Annotated in this window: 21 protein-coding genes and 1 tRNA gene; 9 read left to right on the top strand and 13 right to left on the bottom strand. The window is 31.6% G+C overall.

Going from position 1 to position 25,772, the window contains the following annotated elements; translation table 11 throughout:
• Positions 1–16: 16 nt before the first annotated feature.
• Together VKY41_RS05590 and VKY41_RS05595 are read right to left on the bottom strand one after the other, a co-directional pair.
• A complete protein-coding gene (locus tag VKY41_RS05590; RefSeq protein ID WP_500813453.1) occupies positions 17–226 on the bottom strand; it encodes a hypothetical protein in 210 nt (69 codons plus the stop codon).
• A 202-nt stretch (positions 227–428) separates the two neighbouring features.
• The gene (locus VKY41_RS05595; RefSeq protein WP_500813508.1) at positions 429–2,447 is read right to left on the bottom strand and encodes a glutamine--tRNA ligase/YqeY domain fusion protein; all 2,019 of its coding nucleotides are present in this window, start codon (positions 2,445–2,447) and stop codon (positions 429–431) included.
• 100 nt (positions 2,448–2,547) lie between these two features.
• Here VKY41_RS05595 and VKY41_RS05600 point away from each other — a divergent pair, with 100 nt between their 5' ends.
• The 4 genes from VKY41_RS05600 to VKY41_RS05615 all read left to right on the top strand — a co-directional run bounded on the left by VKY41_RS05600 (position 2,548) and on the right by VKY41_RS05615 (position 4,086).
• Positions 2,548–2,757: a zinc ribbon domain-containing protein gene (locus tag VKY41_RS05600; protein WP_500813454.1), complete on the top strand. Its 210-nt coding sequence runs from the start codon at positions 2,548–2,550 to the stop codon at positions 2,755–2,757.
• Positions 2,758–2,823: 66 nt separating this feature from the next.
• On the top strand, positions 2,824–3,186 hold the full coding sequence (gene folB, locus VKY41_RS05605; RefSeq protein ID WP_500813455.1) for a dihydroneopterin aldolase: 363 nt from the start codon (positions 2,824–2,826) through the stop codon (positions 3,184–3,186).
• Positions 3,187–3,291: 105 nt separating this feature from the next.
• A tRNA-Cys gene (locus VKY41_RS05610) sits at positions 3,292–3,362 on the top strand.
• Between the two features lie 181 nt (positions 3,363–3,543).
• On the top strand, positions 3,544–4,086 hold the full coding sequence (locus VKY41_RS05615; protein WP_500813456.1) for a lipocalin family protein: 543 nt from the start codon (positions 3,544–3,546) through the stop codon (positions 4,084–4,086).
• Positions 4,087–4,164: 78 nt separating this feature from the next.
• Here the strand turns inward: VKY41_RS05615 and VKY41_RS05620 are convergent, their stop codons facing one another.
• From VKY41_RS05620 to VKY41_RS05630, 3 genes are all read right to left on the bottom strand, one after another.
• The gene (locus tag VKY41_RS05620; RefSeq protein WP_500813457.1) at positions 4,165–4,851 is read right to left on the bottom strand and encodes a LysE family translocator; all 687 of its coding nucleotides are present in this window, start codon (positions 4,849–4,851) and stop codon (positions 4,165–4,167) included.
• 116 nt (positions 4,852–4,967) lie between these two features.
• The gene (locus tag VKY41_RS05625) at positions 4,968–5,642 is read right to left on the bottom strand and encodes a head GIN domain-containing protein (protein ID WP_500813458.1); all 675 of its coding nucleotides are present in this window, start codon (positions 5,640–5,642) and stop codon (positions 4,968–4,970) included.
• Positions 5,643–5,676: 34 nt separating this feature from the next.
• Positions 5,677–7,911, bottom strand: coding sequence for a ribonuclease R family protein (locus VKY41_RS05630; RefSeq protein ID WP_500813459.1), 2,235 nt, complete (start codon positions 7,909–7,911; stop codon positions 5,677–5,679).
• An 896-nt stretch (positions 7,912–8,807) separates the two neighbouring features.
• On the opposite strand from VKY41_RS05630, the gene rpiB reads away from it, so the two are divergent.
• Together rpiB and VKY41_RS05640 are read left to right on the top strand one after the other, a co-directional pair.
• Positions 8,808–9,242, top strand: a complete 435-nt coding sequence (rpiB, locus tag VKY41_RS05635; RefSeq protein ID WP_500813460.1) for a ribose 5-phosphate isomerase B — start codon at positions 8,808–8,810, stop codon at positions 9,240–9,242.
• A 310-nt stretch (positions 9,243–9,552) separates the two neighbouring features.
• Entirely contained in the window at positions 9,553–9,996 is a 444-nt protein-coding gene (locus VKY41_RS05640) for a GNAT family N-acetyltransferase (RefSeq protein ID WP_500813461.1), read from the top strand.
• A gap of 5 nt (positions 9,997–10,001) precedes the next feature.
• Here the strand turns inward: VKY41_RS05640 and VKY41_RS05645 are convergent, their stop codons facing one another.
• The 6 genes from VKY41_RS05645 to VKY41_RS05670 form a co-directional block, all read right to left on the bottom strand.
• A complete protein-coding gene (locus tag VKY41_RS05645) occupies positions 10,002–10,841 on the bottom strand; it encodes an OmpA family protein (protein WP_500813462.1) in 840 nt (279 codons plus the stop codon).
• Positions 10,842–10,907: 66 nt separating this feature from the next.
• Positions 10,908–12,545, bottom strand: coding sequence for a S41 family peptidase (locus VKY41_RS05650; RefSeq protein WP_500813463.1), 1,638 nt, complete (start codon positions 12,543–12,545; stop codon positions 10,908–10,910).
• Between the two features lie 7 nt (positions 12,546–12,552).
• On the bottom strand, positions 12,553–12,930 hold the full coding sequence (gene rnpA, locus VKY41_RS05655; protein WP_500813464.1) for a ribonuclease P protein component: 378 nt from the start codon (positions 12,928–12,930) through the stop codon (positions 12,553–12,555).
• 132 nt (positions 12,931–13,062) lie between these two features.
• Entirely contained in the window at positions 13,063–14,889 is a 1,827-nt protein-coding gene (locus VKY41_RS05660) for a M1 family metallopeptidase (RefSeq protein WP_500813465.1), read from the bottom strand.
• A 60-nt stretch (positions 14,890–14,949) separates the two neighbouring features.
• Positions 14,950–16,560 (bottom strand): S8 family peptidase, encoded by a 1,611-nt coding sequence (locus VKY41_RS05665; RefSeq protein ID WP_500813466.1) that lies wholly within the window; start codon positions 16,558–16,560, stop codon positions 14,950–14,952.
• 14 nt (positions 16,561–16,574) lie between these two features.
• On the bottom strand, positions 16,575–17,435 hold the full coding sequence (locus VKY41_RS05670; RefSeq protein WP_500813467.1) for an MBL fold metallo-hydrolase: 861 nt from the start codon (positions 17,433–17,435) through the stop codon (positions 16,575–16,577).
• Between the two features lie 183 nt (positions 17,436–17,618).
• On the opposite strand from VKY41_RS05670, the gene VKY41_RS05675 reads away from it, so the two are divergent.
• Together VKY41_RS05675 and VKY41_RS05680 are read left to right on the top strand one after the other, a co-directional pair.
• Entirely contained in the window at positions 17,619–17,930 is a 312-nt protein-coding gene (locus VKY41_RS05675; RefSeq protein WP_500813468.1) for a DUF202 domain-containing protein, read from the top strand.
• Between the two features lie 222 nt (positions 17,931–18,152).
• Positions 18,153–20,030 carry a cation:proton antiporter gene (locus VKY41_RS05680; RefSeq protein WP_500813469.1) on the top strand — a complete coding sequence of 626 codons (1,878 nt, stop codon included), beginning with the start codon at positions 18,153–18,155 and terminating at the stop codon, positions 20,028–20,030.
• Between the two features lie 157 nt (positions 20,031–20,187).
• Here VKY41_RS05680 and lepA read toward each other — a convergent pair whose 3' ends face one another.
• Entirely contained in the window at positions 20,188–21,984 is a 1,797-nt protein-coding gene (gene lepA, locus VKY41_RS05685) for a translation elongation factor 4 (RefSeq protein ID WP_500813470.1), read from the bottom strand.
• Positions 21,985–22,137: 153 nt separating this feature from the next.
• Between lepA and VKY41_RS05690 the strand changes: the two genes are divergently transcribed.
• A complete protein-coding gene (locus VKY41_RS05690; protein ID WP_500813471.1) occupies positions 22,138–24,561 on the top strand; it encodes a TonB-dependent receptor domain-containing protein in 2,424 nt (807 codons plus the stop codon).
• 52 nt (positions 24,562–24,613) lie between these two features.
• On the opposite strand, the gene VKY41_RS05695 is transcribed toward VKY41_RS05690, so the two are convergent.
• Positions 24,614–25,723, bottom strand: coding sequence for a hypothetical protein (locus tag VKY41_RS05695; protein WP_500813472.1), 1,110 nt, complete (start codon positions 25,721–25,723; stop codon positions 24,614–24,616).
• Between the last annotated feature and the right edge of the window lie 49 nt (positions 25,724–25,772).

The following is a 25,772-nucleotide window of genomic DNA, read 5'->3' on the forward strand; positions in this document are numbered from 1 at the left end:
TTAAAATTGGAGGTTTTTAATTTATATGACTTAGCTTATGTTTATCTATTAAATTATTTAAAATAGATAAATATTTTTGTAATTCCACAGTTGAAATCTCCGGATGTTCCACATTTGGAATGGTAATAGGATCTTCATCTAAATGCCTATAAAGCGCTGGGTATTCCTTTTTAATCCGAAGTAATAGGTTCGATATTTCTGAGAGTAGTTCTTTCACTGTTTTCATATTAAAATTATATTAGTTAATATAAGATAGTAAGTTAAAAGGTATTTTCAAAATAAATAACTTAATATTAACTATTTAGCTAAAAATAGTCATTAAAAAATAAGCCTATTACTACTCTTTACCATTTTAAAATCAAGTGTAATAAAAAAGAAAACCCTCGAATAAATAATTCGAGGGTTTTAAATTTTTGTGTCTAATTTACTTAAATAGCTTTTGCTTCAGCTACCAAAAGTTCATTACTATCTTCCAATGCTTTATCAATAAATTCATTGATTTCCGCGTTTTTATCTTGACCGTTTTTAATTAAAACACTTAATGTTAACATAGCGGCAATACGTGTTCCAACCTTTTTAACTGCAGTATTAAATAAGGGATTTAACTCTTCGTAAGTCACGTTTTTAGCTAATTCCAGTATTTCAGCTTTTACTTTTAACTGCTTCGCTTCAGGTAAATTGGTGTATTTTTTACCTAACTGTTGAATGACATCAATTGCTTTTCTTTGAGGTTGATTTTGTTTGGGTTGCTGATTTTGATTCTTATTCCCCTCATTTCCAGAATTTTTAGATTGTTTAGTCCTAGAATCTTTTAAACCTACTGTTTTATTAAACACTAATTTTTCTGAAGTTGAATCGTTATCCACATTAAAATAACCAATTCGTTGAAATTGAAACCTCTCTCCTACTTTTGCATCTGCTAGGCTAGGTTCTAAATAAGCTTCAACTATTTTCAAAGATTCAGGATTTACAAACTCCATAAAATCTTTATCCTGATGTGAATCTGGTGCTTCATCTAAAAATAATCTGTCGTATTCTCTAACTTCAGCCTTTATAGCCTGAGCAATAGAAACCCAATGTAATGTTCCTTTTACTTTAATTGATGTATCCTCAGTATAAGTACAGTGAATTTCTGTTATATTTCCTTTATCATCTTTTACAACACTTTCACCTTTAATTATATAGGCGTTTTTTAAGCGAACTTCTTTTCCTAAAGTCAGTCTAAAATACTTACTGTTTGCTTGCTCTTTAAAATCGTCTCTTTCAATGTATATTTCACGAGAAAAAGGTACTTTTCTATAGCCAGCAGACTCATCCTCCTGATTATTTTCAGCATCTAACCATTCTACTTTTCCTTCAGGATAATTAGTGATTACTACCTTAACCGGATCTAAAACAGCCATTACTCTTGGAGCTGTTTTATTTAAATCTTCACGAATGCAAAACTCTAGCAAGGCCACATCAATCACATTATCACGTTTTGCAACACCTGCGGTTTCAACAAATTTTCTAATTGAATTTGGGGTATAACCACGACGGCGAAGTCCTGAAATAGTTGGCATTCTTGGATCGTCCCAACCAGCCACTACCTTTTCTTCTACCAATTTAAGTAATTTACGTTTACTCATAATGGTATAACTTAAGTTCAAACGAGCAAATTCTCGCTGTTTAGGAAGCATTGGAAGCTCTTCTGACTGATATTTGTATACTTGTTCCTTAAACCAGTCGTAAAGCTCTCTATGAGGCTTAAATTCAAGAGAACAAAGTGAGTGCGAAATCTGTTCTATATAATCGCTTTCACCATGGGTCCAATCGTACATTGGATAAATACACCAATCTGTACCTGTTCTGTGATGCGCTTTCTTTAAAATACGATACATCAACGGATCTCGCATCAACATATTTGGATGTTGCATGTCTATTTTGGCACGAAGTACGTGAGACCCTTCATCAAATTTGCCATCTTTCATCCCTTGAAACAATTCCAAATTCTCTTCAATGGTTCTGTTTCTATATGGTCCATCAATTCCAGGTTGTGTTGGAGTTCCCTTTTGTTCAGCCATAGCTTCGCTAGACTGAGAGTCAACATAGGCTTTTCCTTCTTTTATTAATAGAACAGCCCAATCGTATAGCTGCTGAAAATAATCTGACGAATACAGCTCGTTAGCCCATTTATAACCTAACCAAGAAATATCTTCTTTAATAGCATCAACATACTCCTGTTCTTCTTTTGCTGGATTGGTATCGTCAAAACGAAGGTTTACAGGTGCATTATATTTTTCACCTAAACCAAAACTAATTCCAATGGCTTTTGTGTGACCAATATGTAAATAACCATTTGGCTCTGGTGGAAAACGAAAGCGCAAAGCGTCTCTATCTAGACCATTAGCTAAATCTTCTTCTATAATATGCTCAATAAAATTGAGTGATTTTGTTTCTTCAGACATAAAGTATTCTTTATTCAAAATATGAGGAACAAAATTAGTTAATTTTAGACTAATTGTAACATCTGAATAGGATTTCATACCTACAAATAAAACATTAGCCATGGAACATAGAAATTACGAATGTCCAAAATGCCAAAACAGAAGTTTCAAATTGGATCAGATGCAAGCAACAGGTGGACTTTTTACGAAGCTTTTTAACATTCAAAATAAGAAATTCACATCTGTAACCTGCCAAAAATGTACTTATACAGAGTTTTATAAATCAAAAACAAGCACCATAAGCAATGTTTTCGATTTCTTCACTAATTAAGTAATCACTAAAAAAATTCTTTTAGGTATTTTATAAAAGTGACGTTTTGAATAGTATTTTTGCAATATGGGAATAATAAAAGTAGAAAATATCAGGGTTTTTGCTCATCATGGATGTTTACAAGAAGAAACAAAAATTGGTTCTGACTATCGTGTAGATTTAGAAATAAAAGCAAACTTAAAAAAATCAGCCAAATCCGATGAATTAAGCCATACGGTGGATTATGTTTTTCTAAATAGAATTGTGAGAGAAGAAATGCTTATTCCTTCAAAACTATTAGAAACCGTAGCTAAGCGTATTCTGGATAGAATTTTTAAAGAAGACAAAACAATTAAGAAAGCGAGCGTTTACGTGAGTAAATTAAATCCTCCTATTGGTGGTGACGTTGAAATGGTTACGATAAAAATGAGCGAAAAACGTAAAAAATAGCTTGTAAATAGCGAATGAGGATAAAATTTTTTACATTTGCAGTCATTAAAAATAAGCCCTTTATTTAAGTTTTGCTTTTATAGCGCTGAAATACAGAGAATATTGGGTGTCGTGGCCGAGTGGCTAGGCAGTGGTCTGCAACACCATCTACAGCGGTTCGAATCCGCTCGACACCTCTAAAAACCTTCAAGTAATACTTGGAGGTTTTTTTTTGTTTTAAAGTATTATCAAAAGTTCAACAAATAAATGGCATCAAATACCAAGTTTTGAACTAAAATTAATTTAGTACTGGTTAACCTTTATAATAAAATTGTATTAAGTTTAATATACTATAACCATAAATTTAATATTGAAATTATGAAAGCAATTAAATTAGTTTTATTCAGTTTTTTAATTATTGCAAACCTATCATGTTCATCCGACGACGATAACAATGATAACGAATCGTTTAATGTTGTTGGTAGCTGGACAATGACAGAAGGATACATTGTACCTGGTTCTATGAATCTTAATTTAGGTGAAATGACGGTACCTGTTGAATACTCTGGAAGTTTTATAGATATTGAAGAAAATAACAGATTAAATTTTCAAGAAAACAACACATTTACTTCGGTTACAGGAAGTATGTCATTAGAAATGAATATGACTATTATGGGCACAAATCAAACTCAATCTTTTGAAGGGAGCGATTTTTTTGGCCAAGGAACTTGGGAAGTAAACGGGAGAGAATTAAAAATACATAATGAGAATGGAACAACTATTAAATATCATATTGATAATCTTAATGGAAATGTGCTAGAATTAAGTAGTAATTTAAAAGATATGAACACCGGAGAGCCTAATCCTACATTAGAAAGTATGGATATGATTATTAAAATGAAACTTGAAAGGGTACAATAACAACTTATTTAACCTTCCAAAATAAGATAGTAGATCTTCTCTAATTCTATAAAGTATAAATAGGTTTAGAGAAGAAACCTACTTGCTTTTAATAGGATTTATTTGCTCTAATTTATCTTTAATAAGTTCCTTTTCTTTAGGAAAAAATCCTTGAATTAAGAGTAATAAACCAAAACCTAAAATAACTAAGGCTACAATTTTTTTAGTTTTAAAAATACGTCGTGGAGTTAATTTACTTTTAAGGGTTTTTGCTGCTAGAATTTTTAATAAATCTACTAAAAAATAGACAGCAAGAATGGTTCCTAAAAATACAAAAAGTTCTTGTGTAGTTTCAGTTAAGGAACTACCAATTACTATAAATCCCAACCAGCCCAATAATACTCCAACATTTATAAAATTTAATAGAAAACCCTTGATAAAGAGTTTTCCAAATTTCTTTTTAATTTCAACTGTATGGTATTCCCTAACTATTTCACGAAAGGATTTTGAAGTTTTTACGAAGGAAATAAAACCGTAGACAGCCAGTAACACACCTCCAAAAATTAGAAAACTCGGGTCGTCCTTTATTTTATGTAAAAGTTTACTGGTACTATAAAAGGCAACGATAATAAAGAAAATATCTGCTAGAATAACACCTAAATCAAATATTAAAGCACTTTTAAGTCCTTTAGTTGCACTGGTTTCTAACAGTACAAAAAATACAGGTCCAATAGTGAACGATAAAATTATACCAAAAGGAATTGCTGTAAGAATAGCATCTTGCATACAAATGAGGTGTTTTCTACAAAACTACATAATTTATTTAGCGATTTAAAGATAAACTTACATGTAAGTGATTTTAAACCTATATAAAAAGTATAGAAATAAGGAGTATTTTGGGATTATTCTTTACGAATTACTTTACCACCCAAAACAATGTTTTCTTTTACTGTTTCAGGGGTTCCATAAATATAAGCTGTACCACCTGCTTTTACCTTTACATCCACTTCTTTCAATGCTTTTACATGGGCTTCACCAGCCGCTCTTATATTAACTTTTGTTTTTTCGGTTTCTAAATCTTTCCCTAAATAAGAACCGCCTGTTGATAAATCGATATTTTGATTTTTAGCTTGTCCAGAAATTCGAATGACACCACCAGTAATAGCTTTAGCTTCAACAAAAGTAACATCGTTAACCATAAGCTTAATACTACCACCTTCTTGAGCACGTGTATCTATTTCAAACTGTTTAATAACATCATTGGAACTTACAAAAGCACCTTCGTTTACATCAATAATATCTATAGTTTTATAATATAATTGGACGGTAGTTTGATCACCATCGAAACTTTTTCTAAAAGACATCTTAATTTTTAAATCTCCATTTTTATTAACAAAAACGACATCTTCTGTATTTTTCCCGCTTATTATAACTTTGTTTTGGTCCGATTTTATAAGCTCTACCTCTATTCTATCGTAAACTTTTAGCTTGTTAAAATCGCCTAAGTTCTTTTCAATTTGAGCATGTATAGCAGTAGCAGCAAATAAAAAGCTTGCTAAAATTATATGTTTTATCATGATTGTTATTTTATTTTAATAGTACCAACAAAAACTATTCCTTATGTTTTCCTATTAAAGTAAAATCTAGGTGTTTTTTTACTAAATCGGTATCTTTTACTTTAACAATTACTTCATCACCAAGTTGATACATGATTTTATTATTTTTTCCAATAAGTGCATAATGATCTTCATCAAAAATGTAATGGTCATCTTTCATGTTTCTTACACTAACCATTCCTTCGCATTTATTATCAATAATCTCTACATAAATTCCCCAATCAGTAACACCGGAAATAACACCTACAAATTCTTCCTCTTTATGGTTTTCCATAAATTTAATTTGCATGTATTTAATTGAATCTCTTTCAGCTTTGGTTGACAGATTCTCCATATTACTAGAATGGTTACATTTATCTTCATAAACTTGTTCGTTTACCGATTTTCCTCCATCTAAGTAATGTTGCAACAACCTATGAGCCATGATATCTGGATACCTTCTAATTGGCGAAGTAAAATGACTATAATAATCAAAAGCTAGACCATAATGCCCAATATTATCAGTAGAATATTCAGCTTTACTCATGGTTCTAATAGTCAAAGTATCAACTAAATTTTGTTCTTTTTTACCCTCAACATCTTTTAATAAGTTGTTCAACGATGAAGAAACACTCTTTTTATCCTTGAAATTTAATTTATAACCAAATCGTTCCACTACATTTTGTAGAGCTGCTAATTTACTAACATCTGGTTCGTCATGAATTCTATAAATAAAAGTCTTTTTTGGAGATTGTTTTCCTATAAATTCAGCTACTTTCCTATTAGCTAATAACATAAACTCTTCAATAAGTTTATTAGCATCCTTACTGGTTTTAAAGAAAACACCAACTGGATTTGCTTTTTCATCTAAATCAAATTTAACCTCTACTTTATCGAATGAAATAGCTCCCTCTCCCATACGTTTAGAACGCATGATTTTTGAAAGCTCGTTCATTTTTAAAGTAGCAAAAGCTATTTCTGGAGTTGTATTGTATTTTTTTCCTGTAAGAGAAACTTCAGCTGGAATAGTAGTATTTATTTGTTTTAAATTTGATACGTCAATTGACGTTGGGTTATCATTATTTTCAATAATTGCTTGAGCTTCCTCGTAGGCAAATCTTGCATCACTATAAGTAACTGTTCTTCCAAACCACTGTTTTTTAACTTCCCCTTTATTATTTAAATGAAAAACTGCGGAAAAAGTATATTTTTCTTCGTTTGGTCGTAAAGAACAAGCATTATTTGATAATACTTCAGGCAACATAGGTACCACACGATCTACTAAATACACCGAGGTGGCACGTTCATAGGCCTCATCATCTAAAATGGTATCAGGCTGTACGTAATGCGAAACGTCGGCAATGTGAACTCCTATTTCGAATAAATCATTTTCTAAAACTCTAAACGATAACGCATCGTCAAAATCTTTAGCATCTTTTGGATCTATGGTAAAAGTTAAAACATCTCGCATATCGCGACGTTTTGCAATTTCTTCTGGACTAATAGAAGTATCTAACTTATTAGCAAATTCTTCAACTTCGTGTGGAAAGTCATGAGGTAAACCATATTCAGCTAAAATAGCATGTATTTCCGTGTTGTGCTCTCCTGGTTTTCCTAAAACTTTAAGTATTTTACCATAAGGTGAATCTGCCTTTTCTGGCCAATCTTCTAAGGAAACTAATACCTTATCACCATCTTCAGCATTATTTATTTTGTTAATAGGAACAAAAATATCTGTGTACATTTTATTTCCATCGGCTACTACAAATGCATAGCTTTTATGAATTTGAATTACACCAACATATTCGCTTTTAGCACGTTTTATAATTTTCGTAATCTCACCTTCGCGTTTTCCATTTTTTAAACGTTTATAGGCATAAAATTCAACTTCATCACCATGAAGCGCTTTGTTCATATTATTTGAAGCAATATAAATATCGTCTTCAAAATCGTCGGAAATAATGTATCCTGCACCTCTAGAAGCCATGTCTACTCTACCAGTGTAGTATTCGGTATTAACTATGGCCTTATACTTACCACGTTCAACTTCTTCTATCTCTTGCTTCGCTTTTAATTGCTGAAGTTTTTTTATAATTTGATTTCTACTACTAGCATCATTGACACCAATTTTAGCAGCTATTTGTTTATAATTAAAGGATTGTGTTCTATCTTTTTTTAAAATACTTAGAATAGTATTTGTAAGGTTGGAAATCTTATTATTAGAAGGTTTCCTGTGTTTCTTTTTTGTCATGTATTAATTGTAATCATTATCTTATTCCTAATAAAGATAGGAATCTGTGCTTTTATAACCTAATAAAAGTGAAGTACTGGTTATAAATTTAATACAAAGCTACGGTTTTAAAATTAAACGAACATTTACTTATGGTTAAATTAAAATTAAAACAGTTATCCACATATATATATATAATCATCTTTTTCTTTTAAAATTTAAAAAAATAATAATGATTATGATAGCTTGTTAATAGTAGGTATAACTTTTTCAAGTTTTATTTTGAAATGTACTTGTTGGTGCTCTATCAATAAGTAATTAACATAGGTTTTTAGCTTTAAAGGCTTCATTTATAGTAATGTTTTGATAGCTATTAACAACTGTTGATAACTGTTTATTGATGTTAATTTGTCATAAGTATTTTTAATTTCAGTGTTCATAAACCAAAAATGAATGATGAAAAGTTGTCAAAAAATAGGTGAGTTATATTTAGGTTTTTAAAAGTCAATTTTTGATTGGAAAAATTCTTGGATAAAGCAAATTTTAGTTGTCAATATTTATAAACAGTTATTAACAAGTTATGAGTTTAGTTTTTGGCAGCTATTAACAATTGAGCCCTTTATTAACAAGGCTTTCAAGATGAAGAGCTACTGGGGTTGATTATGAATTGCTTAGGTATTTATAGATACGTATAAGTACTTTTTATTCTTTAAAATCCAAAATCAAAAGTATCATATTATGATGTTAGAATGTTTAAAATTGTATTATAATCCGATAAGTATGCTTAAAAATTTAAGATTGATATTCTAGATTAATAGAATATCATAAAAAATAAAAATTCCTTTTATAATTTAGTAACTTTACCTGATAAAAATATAGTATTCCGAAGTCTCGGAAATACGCATAAAATATAACCAATGAAAATTTCTATCGGAAACGATCACGCTGGAACAGAGTATAAATTTGCTGTAATTAAACATTTAGAAGCTAAAGGTTTTACCGTTACAAATTATGGGACGGACACAAATGATAGTGTTGATTATCCAGATTTTGTACATCCTGTAGCCCAAGATGTAGAAACTAACAAAGCAGATTTTGGTATTATTATTTGTGGTAGTGGAAATGGTGCTAATATGACAGCTAACAAGCATCAAGGTGTGCGTTCTGCACTTTGCTGGAGTAAGGAAATTGTTGCACTTGCAAGGCAGCATAACAATGCTAATGTTTTAAGTATTCCTGCACGTTATACAGCTTTACAACAAGCCATAGAAATGGTAGATACCTTTTTAGAAACTTCTTTTGAAGGTGGAAGACATGAAAATCGGGTTAATAAAATACCTGTGTCTTGTTAATTGATTGAAATTTAATGAAATTTTAGAGCTATTATTTCTTAAGATAAATAGATAATTTTTGAAACTACATCGAATGATATTAGTAGTTATCCGATCTATTTTTTTGTTATGAAGTTGTTGATAACATCATAGAAAATAATACTGCGTCAGCAAAAAGCTTGAAGTTTATATTAGAAATGAATTTTTAAATTGTTATTTTTCTTCCACTTCTTTACCATAAATAGGATACTAAAGTAACTTGAGGATTTTAATATTTGGAAGTAAATATCTCTTATTAATAAAGGATGTTAATAACTACAAAAAAATAAATATGCTTCAAATATTTACAAAAACTTTTGAGGAATTAAGTACGCAAGAACTTTACGACTTGTTACAACTACGGGCAGAAGTTTTTGTGGTAGAACAGGAATGTGCTTATCAAGATGTTGATGGTAAGGACCAAAAAGCTTGGCATATTTTAGCTTATAAGGACAAAAAATTAGTTGCTTATACGCGATTTTTTAAACCAGGAGATTATTTTAAGGAAGCTAGTATTGGAAGAGTTTTGGTTGTAGAAAATCAAAGAAAACATAAATATGGCTATGATATTATGGAAGCTTCTATAACTGCGATAAAAGAGAATTTTAATGAAACAACCATTAAAATTTCAGCGCAATGTTACTTAAAAAAGTTTTATAATAATTTAGGTTTTATAGAAACTGGAGAGGAATATCTTGAAGATGGTATTCCACATATGGCCATGATAAAAAGTTAATTTCATTAATTAGATTCACCAACATACGTGATTAAAACTTCTACTCGTCTGTCGAATTTGGCTTCACCCCCAAGTGGAAATTTTCTACGCATTCCAACATATTTCATACGTCTTTTATCTATTCCTTTTTTCGCTAAATAATCGTAAATATATTTAGCTCTAGCTACCGATAAATTTCGTTGTTTAGTTTTTCTATCAATAGCATCTCTACTGTATTGTGTACAACATACATGACCTTGGATGGTAAAATATATGTCTTTTCTTTTAACTAGCACATCAGCCATTTTTTCCAAGGTTTTTTTAGATTCTGGTAGTAAAATGCTGTAACCTGTTTTAAATAAAATATTTTCTAATCGGATTTTGTCGCCAGCTTTTAAATTTTCATCTAATAAAGCATCGGAAATATCTTTCTTTTCAGGAAGTTTAATTTCTCTTGGAGGATTGAAAGGGTGAACTATAATTTCTACTTTTCTGTTTAAACCTCTAATTTTATTTAGGTCTTCTTCTTGAACAACTTTTATTAAAACTTTGCCTTTTCCATCCACATTTGTAATGATGGACTCATCAAATTCATTATTGGAAAAAATGGTTTTTATAGCATTGGCGCGCTCTTGAGAGAGAATAAGATTATAAGAATCGCTACCTCTATCGTCCGTAAAACCGTAAATAGTTATTTTTTCAATGTCTAGGCTTTCAATATCTGAGAGGAATAAAAGTAATCTATTATGTTCGGTTGATGGGACTTCAAATTTATCTGTTTCAAAATAGACTTCGTGTATTAATTCTGTTTGGGCAGTTACACTAAACCCAAGACTTAAAATCATTAATACAAAAAGCTTTTTCATAAGAGGTTAATGAAATATATATAGTAAATATATGTATTTACATTCAATAATTCAAAGAAACGTAAATTACCTTAGATAATCCATATATTTACTAGGGTCAGCTAAAATTTCAGTGGCTTTCATAATTTCTAAATTATGAGTTTTATAATAGTCGTACAAGCCTTCTCTATAAACATAACGTTTTACAATTTCGTCTGTTAACAAGTTTAAAATTTGTTCTTTATTTTCGTTAATAGCTAATTCTTTTGAGTTTTTTAAATTGTTAAGTAACGTAGTGTAATCTGTTTTTATATTATCGTCTAATTCTTCTTTTTTAGCATTTTCAAAAACAGTTTTTAAGGACTTTTCGGTTTCGGTTATAAACGAGAAATTATTAGAGTTTAGGTAGTTTTTAAAGTCTTTGAAATCGGAATCTTTTAATTTAAAATTGTTTATATCTGTTAAATTTGAATGCTTGTAATAGTATTCTGTTGCATAATCGAAAAGTAGAAAATCGTTGATTATAGCATCTGTTATAGCTGTATTGTTTGATATTTCGAAACTTTGATCTGGTTGTACGCCTCCTCCATCAAAAACGGGGCGCCCATTCTTAGTTTTAAATTCATGTTGTTCTTTACTGTCAATTCTTATAGCATTTCCTTTTGCGTCTCTGTTGGCATAATCTAATGCTTGTATACAACGTCCTGAAGGTGTATAGTATCTAGAAATTGTAATTTTTAATTGGGTGCCATAAGTTAATGGTTTAGGACGTTGCACTAATCCTTTACCAAAACTTCTAGAACCTAGAATAACTGCACGATCAAGGTCTTGTAAGGAACCTGAAACGATTTCGCTAGCAGATGCACTTCCTCCATTAATTAAAACCACTAATGGAATTTCGCTGTCAATGGCATCTTTTTGTGTGTAATAGGTTCTATTATATTTTTTTACTTTCGATTTTGTTGTTACCACTAGTTGTCCTTTTGGTACAAATAGATTTACCACATTTACTGCTTCATGCAGTAAGCCTCCGGGATTGTTGCGTAAATCTAAAATAATTCGATTAGCTCCTTGAGCTTTTAAATCTTTTAAGGCATATCCGGTTTGAGAGGATGCTTTGTTATTAAACGTACTCAATACAATATAGCCTGTTTTATCGTCTATCATAGAAAAGTGCGGTACAGCATCAATTTCTATTTCAGAACGCTTAATAGTTGCTTTATATTCTTTTCCTTGACGTAAATAGGTGACTTCTACTGAAGAGTTTGAGGTTCCTTTAAGTAAATCGCCAGCATCATCTTTATAATTAGATAGAACCACCTCTCCTACTTTAATAATTTCGTCTCCAGCTTTTAATCCTGCTTTATCTGCTGGATATTCTTTATATGGTTCTACAATTACCAATCTATCTTTTAGAGTTCTTACTTTGGCTCCAATTCCGGTATAATCTCCTGTACGTCTAATACGTTCTGCTTCTACATCTTGTTCGTTATAGAAGTTGGTGTAAGGATCTAAATCTTTCAACATGCTTTTTATAGCCGTATCCATTAAATCTGCAGGATTGGTTTCATCCACATAATTCATATTAAGTTCTTTGAAAAGCGTGGTGAAAATTTCAATTTGCTTAGCTATTTCAAAAAAATCGTTTTGAAAGGCAGATCCTGTAAAGAAAATGGTAACTGCCACGACAGGAATGAGCACGAGTCTCTTTAGTTTGTTCTTCATTAGAAATTTATTCTTTAATGCTTTTATCCACAAATTTTGTTAACAATTGCTTCATCTTCGTTTCGATTTCGTGAAAAGTTGGTTTTTCTTTCCCAATGTACAAAATCATAAACGCATATTGTGTTGGTAAGTTGTTAAAATAGGCTTTATTATTTAATCTATAAGCTTCACGCAACAAACGTTTTATGTGGTTTCTATCTACTGCTTTTTTAAAATTACGTTTAGAAACCGAGACCCCGGTTTTTATTTTAACCTCCTCATCAAAGGTGGTTTTAAGGTATACCATTCTTAAGGGATAAGTCGAAACTGATTTTCCTTCTAGAAATAATTTTGAAATCAACTTTTCGCTTTTAAGCTTTTCTTTTTTTGGGTATGATGCGTTCATAAGTCTTAACAAGTTAACAAATGTAATAAATACGAATAAGCTTCAAGTTGTTTTATTTAGTTTGAGTCATAAAAAAAACCTGCAAGATTTTAATTCTTGCAGGTTCTTTACTATTTTGAAGTTATAAGTGAATTAGAACTCAAATTTATTATTTTCTTTATTAACATCGGCCATTTTTTCATTTGGATCTATTTGTACCGATTTTATGGTTTTTGATGCTTTAAAGGTATATGTAGGATATGCCCAAGCCCAATCTGATAATGGTGTAGCCGACGTTGGTTTTCTACCATACATCATTCTAAGAGGAATATAAAAATCTTCTGTGGTTCCATCTGTATAGGTAATGGTTATATCTAATGGCATTGGCATAATACCAATACGTTCTAGAGTTACTGCATCTCCACTTACTGCTTTTACTCCATAATCGATAGTGTTAGTAGTTTCAGTAAAATCGTTTAAGTACCAACCTAATTCAAGGTTTGATACTTTTTCGGCAGTACGGATAAAATCTGTTGATGTTGGATGTGTAAATTTAAAATCGTTGTAATATTTTTTTAGTGTTTCTTTTAAATTGTCTTCACCAATAATATAACCTAATTGCTCTAAAAATACAGCACCTTTACTATAAGCTGATATTCCGTAGGCTTGATTGTATTCAAATCTATCAGCTTGAGTGGTTAAAGGTTGTTCTTTACCGGAAGTAGCTAAATAAATGTAATTTCTATAGGAGCTTGCAATTGGGTTTCCTTCATTATTTCCCATAACGGCATCCATAGCGTAATCGCTAATATAGCTTGTAAATCCTTCGTCCATCCAATAGTATTTAAGCTCGTTTGTAGCTAATATGAATTGAAACCATTTATGGGCTAATTCGTGAGCTGTAACGCCTACTAAACTTCCTAATTTACGTTCTCCAGTAATTAATGTACTCATGGCGTATTCCATTCCTCCATCTCCACCTTGAATAACAGAATATTGGTCGTAAGGATATTCACCAATATGCTCGGTAAAATATTCCATTAGTTCAGCTGTTTTTGGCTGTAATTTTTTCCAGTTTTCTAAATAGTTGTCTGCCAATGTGCTTTTGTAAAAGAAACGAAGTAATGGTCCATTTGGCATTTGCAAGGTATCGTGGATATAGTCAGGATCTGCAGCCCATGCAAAATCATGAACTTTAGGAGCTTTAAAATGCCATGAAAGCATGTTGCCTTTAGGAAGTTCTATCTCTTCAGTTTCATATCCGTGACCAATTTCATTTGGATTTTGTAAATATCCAGTTCCACCAATTACATAATTTTTATCGATGTTGATAGTTACATCAAAATCTCCCCAAACTCCGTGAAACTCTCTTCCTATATAAGGATATGCGTGCCAACCTTCATAGTCGTATTCAACTAATTTTGGATACCATTGTGTCATAGATAAGGCTACACCTTCTGAACTGTCTCTTCCAGAACGACGAACTTGTAATGGAACTTGGCCATTAAAAATCATATCGAACGTTACTTTTTCACCTGGTTGAATAGGTTTGTGTAACTGTACTTTTAAAATAGTTCCAATCACATCGTAGTTTAAAATAATACCATCTTGTTTTAAAGAACTTACGTTTAAATAGCCAATTTCGTCTGGTTTTAAATTTGCGATTCTATCACCAACTCTACTATCTGGATCTGCAATAGTTCGAGATCTTACATCCATTTCGCTTCCTGGTTGGAAGGCATTAAAATATAAGTGATAGTATACATTATTTAATACATCTGGCGAGTTATTGGTGTAAACCAATTGTTGTGTTCCAGTGTATTGAAATGAATTAACATCCATAGTAACCTCCATTTTATAGTCAACATGTTGTTGCCAATAACCAGGTTTAATCGAGTTAATTTCAAGCCCTTTGTTTTGCGAAATTGCCGTTGTAAAAAGGATACTTAAACAAAAAAGTAGTACAAAGTTTTTCTTCATTTTTATTAAATTAAAAAAGCCTCAACTTTTAAGGGTGAGGCTTTAGGTTTTTAAATATTATTATTTAGAAAGCTGCTCTGCCATAATTAGTGCGTTATACGCATTCATTATTTTGCCAGATTTGGAGAGGTCTCCAATAGGCTTAATGTTATCTGTATCGCCACCTACAACTACTTTAGTTGTTAAAGCTAGACCAGAATCCATAAGTATTTGTTTTACTTGAGCTGCAGATAATTTTGGATAGTAAGAACGAATTAACGCAGCAACACCAGCTACAGCAGGAGCGGCCATTGAGGTACCTCCCATTGTTTTGTATTCATTTTCTGGTGTGGTAGAGTATATTTTAGCTCCAGGGGCAAAAACATCTACATTTATTTTTCCGTAGTTAGAAAAACCTGCAACCATATTCGATCCGTATTTAGGTTCTAATGCTCCTACCGTAATAAAAGTATTTGATACTTCAGGACCATTATTTACTTGATCGTTTGGATAAACAGCTACTTGATCTAAATCAGCACCATCGTTTCCTGCAGCATTAACAAAAATTACATCGTGTTGTCCTGCATAAGCAATAGCATCTCTTACCCAATCGCTATGTGGTGAAAAGTATTTACCAAAACTTCCGTTTATAATTTTTGCGCCGTTATCAACTGCATATCTAATAGCAAGTGCAATATCTTTATCGTACTCATCGCCATTTGGAACTGCTCTTAAACTCATAATTTGAACGTTGTTAGCAACACCGTCAGCACCTTTTCCATTTCCACGTTCTGCAGCAATAATTCCAGCTACGTGTGTACCATGGCTTTCAGTTTTATCTGAAGGAAGTACATTTCCATCTCCGTATCCTACATCTGTTAAATCGTTTGGATTATCACCAGTTGTTCTTCCGTTGAATTCAATGTTTAAGTTGTAGTTTAATTTATCATTAAAATAGTCAACACCTTCTTTAATAGATTCAAGGGCCGCTTGCGTATTATCGAAACCATTACCATACATAAAGTTTAAAATACCTACTGCTTTAGTAAGTGCTTCGTCTTCTGTTTTAATAGCCTCTACGTCTTTTGCAGTGTAATCTTCTTTACCAAGGTGTTTAGACACTAAATCGTTAGCATTTTTTACTTGTTCGTAAATTTGGTCGTACTGAGCTTTTCTTTCAGTTGTTTCTTGGTATTCTTTGTCGTATTCAGCTTGAGCTCTATCCCAATCAGGACTAGATTTATCGCCACTTGCAAGAATACGTACAAACTCTAATTGTTCGTTGTAGGCATCACCTAAAAAGTTCCAACCATAAACATCGTCTACATAGCCGTTATTATCGTCGTCTATTCCATTTCCAGGAATTTCTTTTTTATTAATCCATAAAACCCCGTTTAAATCTTCGTGTTCTATATCAATTCCAGAGTCTATAACTGCTACAATTACAGTTTCTCCTTTTTTGTTTTTTATAAGTTCAGCATAGGCCTTTTCAACACTCATCCCAGGAATGGTGTCTTTAACTAGGTCTAAATGTCCCCAAGTTTGTTTTTCAATTTCGGTTAATTCCGATACCTTTAAAGGAACTGAATCGATGTTTTCAACAGGAGTTGATACAATTGTAGCTCCACCACCACAACTAGATAAGGTGACAGCAAGTAGTCCTGAAAATAAAAAAGGTTTCATTAATTTCATTATAATATAAAGTATTAGTTAAAAATTTCATTACAAGTATAAACATTATTTAGTCGCACGCCTTTATCTGTATGTTTTACCGTAATAATTTCGTTATGTGCATCGTGCTCCAAAAATAAGTAATAATTATTATCTGCGGCTAAATTCAAGAATTTTTCTTTTTCGTCCAAAGTTAGCAAAGGTCTTGTGTCATAACCCATTACAAACGGTAAAGGTAAATGTCCAGCCGTAGGTAATAAATCGGCAACAAAACAAATGGTTTTTCCTTTGTAATTAATCATTGGAAGCATTTGTTTGTCTGTATGACCGTTTGCAAAGAAAATATCAAAATCTAGAGGACTATTTTTTAAGATATCTGTATCTGGAATTGAAGTAAATTTTAATTGACCGCTTTCTTCCATTGGAAGAATGTTTTCCTTAAGAAATGAAGCCTTTTCTCTATTGTTAGGTTGAGTTGCCCACTTCCAATGGTCTTGATTGCTCCAAAAGTTAGCATTTTTAAAGGCAGGCTCATACCCAGTTTTTTCTTTGTTCCATTGAATTGATCCACCACAATGGTCAAAATGAAGATGCGTCATAAACACATCAGTTACATCATCTCTATGGAAACCATACTTTTTCAGGGATTTATCTAAACTATCATCTCCCCACAAGTAATAATAACCAAAAAACTTATCGTTTTGTTTATTGCCCATACCTGTATCAATCAATACTAGTTTGTCCCCGTCTTCAATAAGCATACAACGGGCAGCAATATCAATCATATTGTTGTTATCAGCTGGATTTGTTCTTTGCCATATGGATTTTGGAACAACTCCAAACATGGCTCCACCATCTAATTTAAAATTTCCGGACTCTATTGGATATAAATTCATAAGGACTGCAAATTACTAAAAGACTTAATATAAGCGAAAATAATGTGATGATATTAGATGTTTTTTAACATTTGAAGTTAATGTACTCGTCTTTAATTAATTTGTAGCTATGGAAATAAATTATAATTTTATAAAAAATAAATAATGAAAAATTTAACGCCGAGCCCCCTTAAAATAAAAAAAATGAAATTACTTCGGTTTGGTCGAGACTTTAAACCGGACGAAGAAGTTATTTTAAGAGATTATCTGGCCATAGAACGTACACGATTGGCTAACGAGCGTACTTTGCTTTCCTATATTCGGTCTTCATTATATTTAATGTTGGGGGGAATTGCTTTTTTCCAATTACATGATTATCCTAATTTTAAATTTTTAGGTTTAATTTCCCTCGTTTTTTCAGCTCTTTTTTTAATTATTGGCGTGTATAGGTTTGTTTTACTTAAAAAAAGTTTGAAGCGCTTGTATTATTTATCCGAATCTAAAAAGGAAGAATAAATCGATAAAAACGCCTGTTTTTCTTCTCATTAAATTTAATAATTGAAGTTTTTTAAAAGTATAAATAGCGGTAAACCCACAGTTGTAAAATAAAAAAACATTATTTTGCCACCGTTTTTTATTACAATGAAGGTTGTTTTTCAATGTATTTTTAGAAAATTAAAGTTAGTTCCTAGATGTGTTTCAATTATCTGGAAAAAGGCTTGAAATCTTACAACATATATGATCGAATTAGGAGGAATTATTATACTTGGTATTTTAGCACAATGGGTAGCATGGAAACTTAAAATTCCGGCAATTTTACCCTTACTTCTAATAGGTTTGTTGGTAGGACCAATTGCTGCCGAATTTTTAAGTGAAGATGGTACTAAATGGATTGAACCTAGGTGGAACGGAGAGGAAGGACTTTTTCCTGGTGGTAGTTTGTTTTACTTTGTCTCTTTAGCTATTAGTATTATTTTATTTGAAGGTGGCTTAACACTAAAAAAAGGTGAAATTAAAAATGTAGGTCCAGTAATTACCAAGTTAATTACAGTTGGATCCATTGTTACGTTTTTTGGAGCTGCGGTTGCTGCTCATTATATATTTTATTTAAGTTGGGAAATTTCCTTTTTATTTTCAGCATTGATTATTGTTACTGGTCCAACGGTAATTACTCCAATTTTAAGAAATATTCCATTAAAAAAAGATGTCTCAGCTGTATTAAAATGGGAAGGGATTTTAATAGACCCAATTGGTGCCCTAGTTGCTGTACTTGTATTTGAATTTATTAGTATAGATGCGGGCGGAGAGTTTACCAAAACAGCCTTTATGGAGTTTGGTAAAATTGTGTTATTTGGATCCACATTTGGTTTTACTTTTGCGTACGCACTTAATTTAATTTTAAATAAAAAATGGGTGCCACATTATTTAATTAATGTGTTTTCCTTAGCAGCTGTATTAGGTGTTTTTATCTTGGCCGATGTATTTGCTCATGAATCTGGCTTACTTGCAGTAGTGGTTATGGGAATGGTTTTAGGAAACTCCAAATCGCCATATTTGAAGGAATTATTGTATTTCAAGGAATCTTTAAGTGTTTTATTGATTTCCATTTTGTTTATACTTCTTGCAGCAGATATTAATTTTGAGGATTTACTCCTAATTTATAATTGGAATACTGTTATTCTTTTTGCGGTGGTAGCATTTGTTATTAGGCCTATTGCTGTGTTTTTAAGTACTTATGGCTCTAATTTAGAACTTAAAGAAAAGCTTTTTATAAGTTGGGTAGGTCCGCGAGGAATTGTTGCTGCTGGTATTGCTTCCTTATTCGGATTAAAATTGGCTGAAGATGGTGTTACGGACGCCGAGTATATTACTCCTCTAGTATTTATGATTGTTTTAGGAACTGTAATTTTAAATGCCACTACAGCTAGAATGTTTGCTAAAGTAGTAGGCGTGTTTTTAACAAAATCTGAAGGTATTTTAATTATAGGTGCCTCTAAACTTCCTAGATTATTAGCACATTATTTAGAGAAAAATGGTAGACATGTTGTATTAATCGACAGCAATCAGAATAATATAGAAAGAGCTACAGAACTTGGTCTAGAAGCCATGAATACCAATATTTACTCAGATAAATTATTAGATAATATCGAGCTTAACGATATGGGCTTCTTAATGGCCTTAACGGGCAATACAGATATTAATAAATACGCAATTAATCAATTTGGTGAAAAATTTGGTGAAAACGGATCTTATCGCTTGTTAACATCAACTGAAATGTTAGAATCGACTGATATTCCAGTGGATGGAATATTTTCTTATACAGATGATTTTAACTCGTTAACCAATGTTATTAATAAATACCCTTCCATTCAAGAAATTGAATTAAAAGACAAAAATCACTATTACGATTTAATTAAGATTACGAATAATGACAAAGATATTATTCCTCTATTTATTAAAGATCATGAAAACGACTTGTTTGTTGTGAAAGCAGATAAAGAAGCACTTCTTGAAAGCATGGAATTAGGTTGGAAACTGGTTTATATTGGAAAACCATTTGATGTAGAAGAAGTTAAGCATGAAAATAAAGTTGTAAAAAAGCGTGAAAACAAATAGAGCTGTTTTTGAAATAGAAGCTTTATAATAGTTTTAAATACATCTTAGTAATTTTCATTATATATTAAATAAAAAAAGTCCTGCAGAAGCAGGACTTTTAAATATAAAGTAAGTGTTTTTTAATTATATATCATTCCTTTTTTCAAAGGAGAGTGATTTAATCATTCAGTTTTAATACAGCCATAAACGCTTCTTGTGGAATCTCTACGTTTCCTACTTGACGCATACGTTTTTTACCTTTTTTCTGCTTTTCAAGAAGTTTACGTTTTCTAGAAATATCTCCTCCATAACATTTTGCTGTTACGTCTTTACGAAGTGCTTTAATGGTTTCTCTGGCAATAATTTTTGCTCCAATTGCAGCTTGAATAGGAATATCAAATTGTTGACGTGGGATTAATTCTTTTAATTTCTCACACATTTTCTTACCAATACTATGGGCGTTATCTGCGTGGATTAAAGCTGAAAGTGCATCAACTGGTTGGGCGTTTAATAAAATATCCACACGAACCAATTTAGATGTTTTCATTCCAATAGGATGGTAATCGAAGGATGCATATCCTTTTGAAACGGTTTTTAATCTATCGTAAAAATCGAATACAATTTCTGCTAAAGGCATATCGAAATTTAGCTCTACACGTTCTGGAGTTAAATAGGTTTGATGTGTAATCATACCTCTTTTTTCAATACACAGAGACATAACGTTTCCAACAAAATCTGCCTTGGTAATAATGGTTGCTTTAATATATGGTTCTTCAACACGGTCTAAACCAGAAGGATCTGGTAAATCGGATGGGTTATTAACAATTACAGGCACGTCAGGATGTTTCCTTGTAAACGCATGGTAACTAACGTTTGGAACTGTTGTAATAACAGTCATATCGAATTCACGCTCTAAACGTTCTTGGATAATTTCCATGTGGAGCATACCAAGAAACCCACATCTAAAACCGAAACCTAAGGCAGCCGAACTCTCAGGAGTAAATACTAAGGATGCATCGTTAAGTTGTAGTTTTTCCATGGAATTCCTTAACTCTTCGTAGTCTTCTGTGTCTACTGGATAAATACCAGCAAAAACCATTGGTTTTACATCCTCAAAACCTTCAATAGGATTAGTTGTTGGGTTTTTTGCATCTGTAAGTGTGTCACCAACCTTTACTTCCTTAGCTTCTTTTATTCCGGTAATTACATAGCCTACATCTCCAGCTTTAATTTCATTCCTTGGAAACTGTTTTAATCGAAGTGTTCCAATTTCATCAGCAAAATAATTTTTACCTGTAGCTATAAATTTAATGTTTTGTCCTTTTTTTATACTTCCATTTATTACTCTAAAATAAGTTTCAACACCTCTAAAAGGGTTGTAAACAGAGTCAAAAATTAAGGCTTGAAGTGGTTCGTCTACATTTCCTGTTGGAGCTGGAATTTTTTCAATAATAGCTTCTAAAATATTATCAATTCCTAAACCGGTTTTTCCACTTGCGTGAATAACGTCTTCAGGTTTACAACCAAGTAACTCTACAATATCGTCGGTTACTTCTTCAGGATTGGCACTAGGTAAATCTACTTTGTTTAGAATAGGAATAATTTCCAAATCATTTTCCAAAGCTAAATACAGATTCGATATGGTTTGTGCTTGAATACTTTGCGCAGCATCTACAATAAGTAAAGCACCTTCACATGCAGCAATAGATCTAGATACTTCATAACTAAAATCTACGTGACCAGGAGTATCAATTAGGTTAAGGATGTAACTTTCACCTTTATAAATATATTCCATTTGTATGGCATGCGATTTAATGGTAATACCACGTTCACGCTCCAAATCCATACTGTCAAGCAGTTGTTCTTTCTTTTCGCGTTCCGTTACGGTACCAGTGTAGTCCAATAATCTATCTGCCAAAGTACTCTTACCGTGGTCAATATGCGCTATAATACAAAAGTTTCTTATGTTTTTCATAAAGTATATTCTCTCAAATATCTAATTTGCAAATATAATTGTTTTAACTCTGCTTTAATTATTAAAGGGTAACTAATTAGAAAATATTTATTTAAGGGAAACCCGTAAAAATTATTGAAAAACAATTTTTATATTGTCACCCTAAGTAACCTTATGAATTTTTATAAATACTATATATACCTAATTCTATTGGTATTTTTATCTTTTCCAGGCTTTTCCCAAGATATTACTATCTCAGGAATAGTGGAGGACACAGTTAGTGCACCCATTTATTTTGCAAATGTTGTGTTATTAAAGGCCAACGATTCTACTGCGGTTAAAGGAACTTCTTCTAATTTGGATGGTTTTTTTGAATTAAAAAATGTCAATAAAAATCAATATCTACTTAAAATCAGCTTTATAGGTTATAAAGAAATAATAAAACCTTTAATGGTTTCTGAGGAAGATATTAATCTTGGAACCCTTGTTTTAACTGAAAGTAACCAGTATTTAGATGAAATTAATATTGTAGTAAACAAACCTACCATTAAAAAGGAAGCCGATAAATTAGTTTTCACCGTTGAAAACACAGCACTTTCTGAAGGAAGTTTATTGCAGGTTATAAAAAGCACGCCTGGAGTTTTGGTTTTAGATGGACAGATTTCTGTGAAGGGTTCATCACCAACGGTATATATTAATAATAGAAAGGTTCAATTATCAACGGAAGAATTACTTCAGCTTTTAGAAGGTTCACCTGCTGATGCCATTAAGTCTGTTGAAGTAATTACTAATCCATCGGCCAATTACGATGCTGAAAGTGGAGTTGTTTTAAATATTATTATGGGCAAAAACTTGGTAACGGGATACCGAGGAAGTGTTTTTGGTAATTATACTCAAGGAGTTTTTCCTAGGTATAATTTAGGGGTGAGTAATTATTTTAAAACCGATAAAGTAAATTTATCTGCTAATTACAGCTATACCGACGAAAAAATAAATAGAAACAACAACGATGGAGTTTTTTATTACGATTCCAACAATCAAATTGATAATGTTTGGAAATCCTCAATTAATATAAACACTTGGTCTAAAGCACATAATTTAAACTTCAATGTTGATTTCCATTTAAATGAAACTAATACTATTTCGGTTTCTTCAAACATGTTGTGGACGCCATATTTTAAGTATAAAATTAGAAACAACACGAATATTTTTGATGCAAACAATGTGTTTGAGTCTAAAATAGAATCTGATAATGTATCAAACGACGATAAGTATAACCTAGGATTTGATGTAGATTATGTGCATCAATTTGCAACTAGTAGCTTGGATTTTAACACCCATTTTACCATTTACGATTACAACAGGTTTCAAGAGTCGTCAAGTAAGTATTTCGATCAAAACTATAATTTTTTAGGCCCAACGGCTTTTAATACGGATGCCAATCAAAAAACTCAAATTTTCACAGCTCAATTAGATTATAGACTTCCTATTAATGAAAGTTCTAATTTCAATACAGGTACTAAGTATTCCAATATTACCACTAAAAGCGACATAACACGCTATGATTATGATTTCACCTTGAACCAAGAGGTTTTAAATTCTGCCAACTCTAGTGCTTTTGATTATAACGAAAGTATTTTTGCTGCTTATGCAAATTTTGATAAATCATGGGAAAAGTGGATTGTTAACGCAGGTTTACGACTAGAGCAAACCAATACAGAAGGAATTTCATTAACTACCAATCAAAAAGATAAACAAAATTATTTAGATTGGTTTCCAGCAGCAAGCATTAAATATCAGGTAGGAGATGTGCTTAGTTTTTATACTAATTACAAAAGAAGTATAGAACGACCAAGTTATCAAGATTTAAATCCGTTTACTTTTTATTTGAACGATAACATTGTTGTAGTGGGGAACCCCAAATTAATGCCGACTTATAAAGACCATTATGTGGTTGGGTCGTCGGTGACTTCATTTTTAACTTTAGAGGCTTATTACATCAATAAAAAGGACAATATAGTGGAGCTAGCCCTACAGGACAACTTAACCAACCAAATTATTTATGCTCCAGTTAATATGGATAAAAATATTGAATATGGTTTTGATGCTGTTACTTATTTTAATGTTACAGATTCTTGGTTTGTGTATGCGGTAACGTCATTTTACAACACGCAGGAGGAAACCAATACTTCCAATGGTTTTATAAAAAAGGACAAATGGTCTAACTATAGTGTTTTAAGCAATGATTTCTCATTATTGAAAGATCAAAGTTTAACAGCGAACTTCACTTTAATCTACATGTCCTCTTATTTACAGGCTTTAATGGATATAGAGTGGAGACTGGAGTCTGAATTATCTATTTCGAAATCAATTTTTAATAAAAAAGGATCTATAAGTTTAAGTGCGGCCGATTTATTTAATTTAGGCGATTTTAATACTTCTACAAAATATTTAAATCAACGCAATAACTACAACACAAATTTAGATAACAGATATATTAAACTTGGATTTAGATATAAATTTGGTAATACCATTTTAGAAACCAACGAACGGCAATTAAACATAAAAGAGCGCGAGCGTATTAAAGAGCGCAATTAATAGGTTGATATTTCAAAATAAATTCGTGTTTAGGTGTTTTAACCTGAAATAATTAATCTTGCCATTCAGCTATAAATAAGTTCGTATCGCGTCCGCCACCATTATTTCTATTTGAAGAGAAAATCAGATTTTTACCATCGTTTGAAAATACAGGAAAGGCATCAAAAGTGTCACTATGTGTAATTCGTTTTAGGTTATTACCATCTATATCTATCATATATAAATTGAACGGAAAACCACGTTCAGATTCAAAATTAGAAGAGAATAATATTTTTTCTCCAGAAGGATGAAAAAATGGGCTCCAATTGGCATTTCCTAAGTTTGTTAATTGACGCAAATCGCTACCATCTGCATTACAGATATACAGCTCCATTTTAGTTGGTTGAACCAAACCTTCGGCTAATAAATCCTTATATTCTTTAATTTCTTCCTCTGTTTTAGGTCTTGAAGATCTGAAAACGATTTTTGTTCCATCAGGAGAAAAGAAAGCACCTCCATCATAACCTAGTTCAAAGGTAATTTGCTTAACATCGCTTCCATCTATATTCATAGTGTATAATTCAATGTCTCCACTTCTATCTGAAGTAAAAACAATTTTATCACCTTGTGGAGAAACCGTTGCTTCAGCATCATATCCAGGCTCATCAGTAAGTTGTTTTACAATATTTCCTTCTAAATCGGCTACAAAAATATCGTAGGAACTATAAATAGGCCAAATATATTTTCCGCTTTTACTTTCAGGAACTTCTGGACAATCATTGCTTCCTAAATGAGTGGAAGCGTAAATAATATGCTTGTTATCTGGCATAAAATACGCGCAAGTTGTTCTTCCTTTTCCTGTACTAACCATCGGGGGCATTTTGTCTTTAAACGTTTCGTCTGCATCCATCAAAAACATTTGGTCGCAACTTACATTCCATTTTTGGTAGTTAGATTGAAACACTAATTGCTTATCGTCAAAACTCCAATAAGCTTCAGCATTATCCCCACCAAACGTAATTTGTTTTAAGGATTTGAAATGAACTTCATCCGAATAAATTAAGGTGTCAACCCACTTGGTGGCTCCAGATTTAACATCGGTAGCTTGTTTTTTGTCGTTTTTACAGCACACAATCAGGCTTAAAAATAATAAGCTATAAAAAAATCTTAAATACATAGACATAGATTAAAGTATAAATAAATGGCAATTATTCCATAATTTTGTCAAAAAT

Origin of the sequence: Xanthomarina sp. (assembly GCF_035306605.1) — a bacterium.
GTDB lineage: Bacteria > Bacteroidota > Bacteroidia > Flavobacteriales > Flavobacteriaceae > Xanthomarina.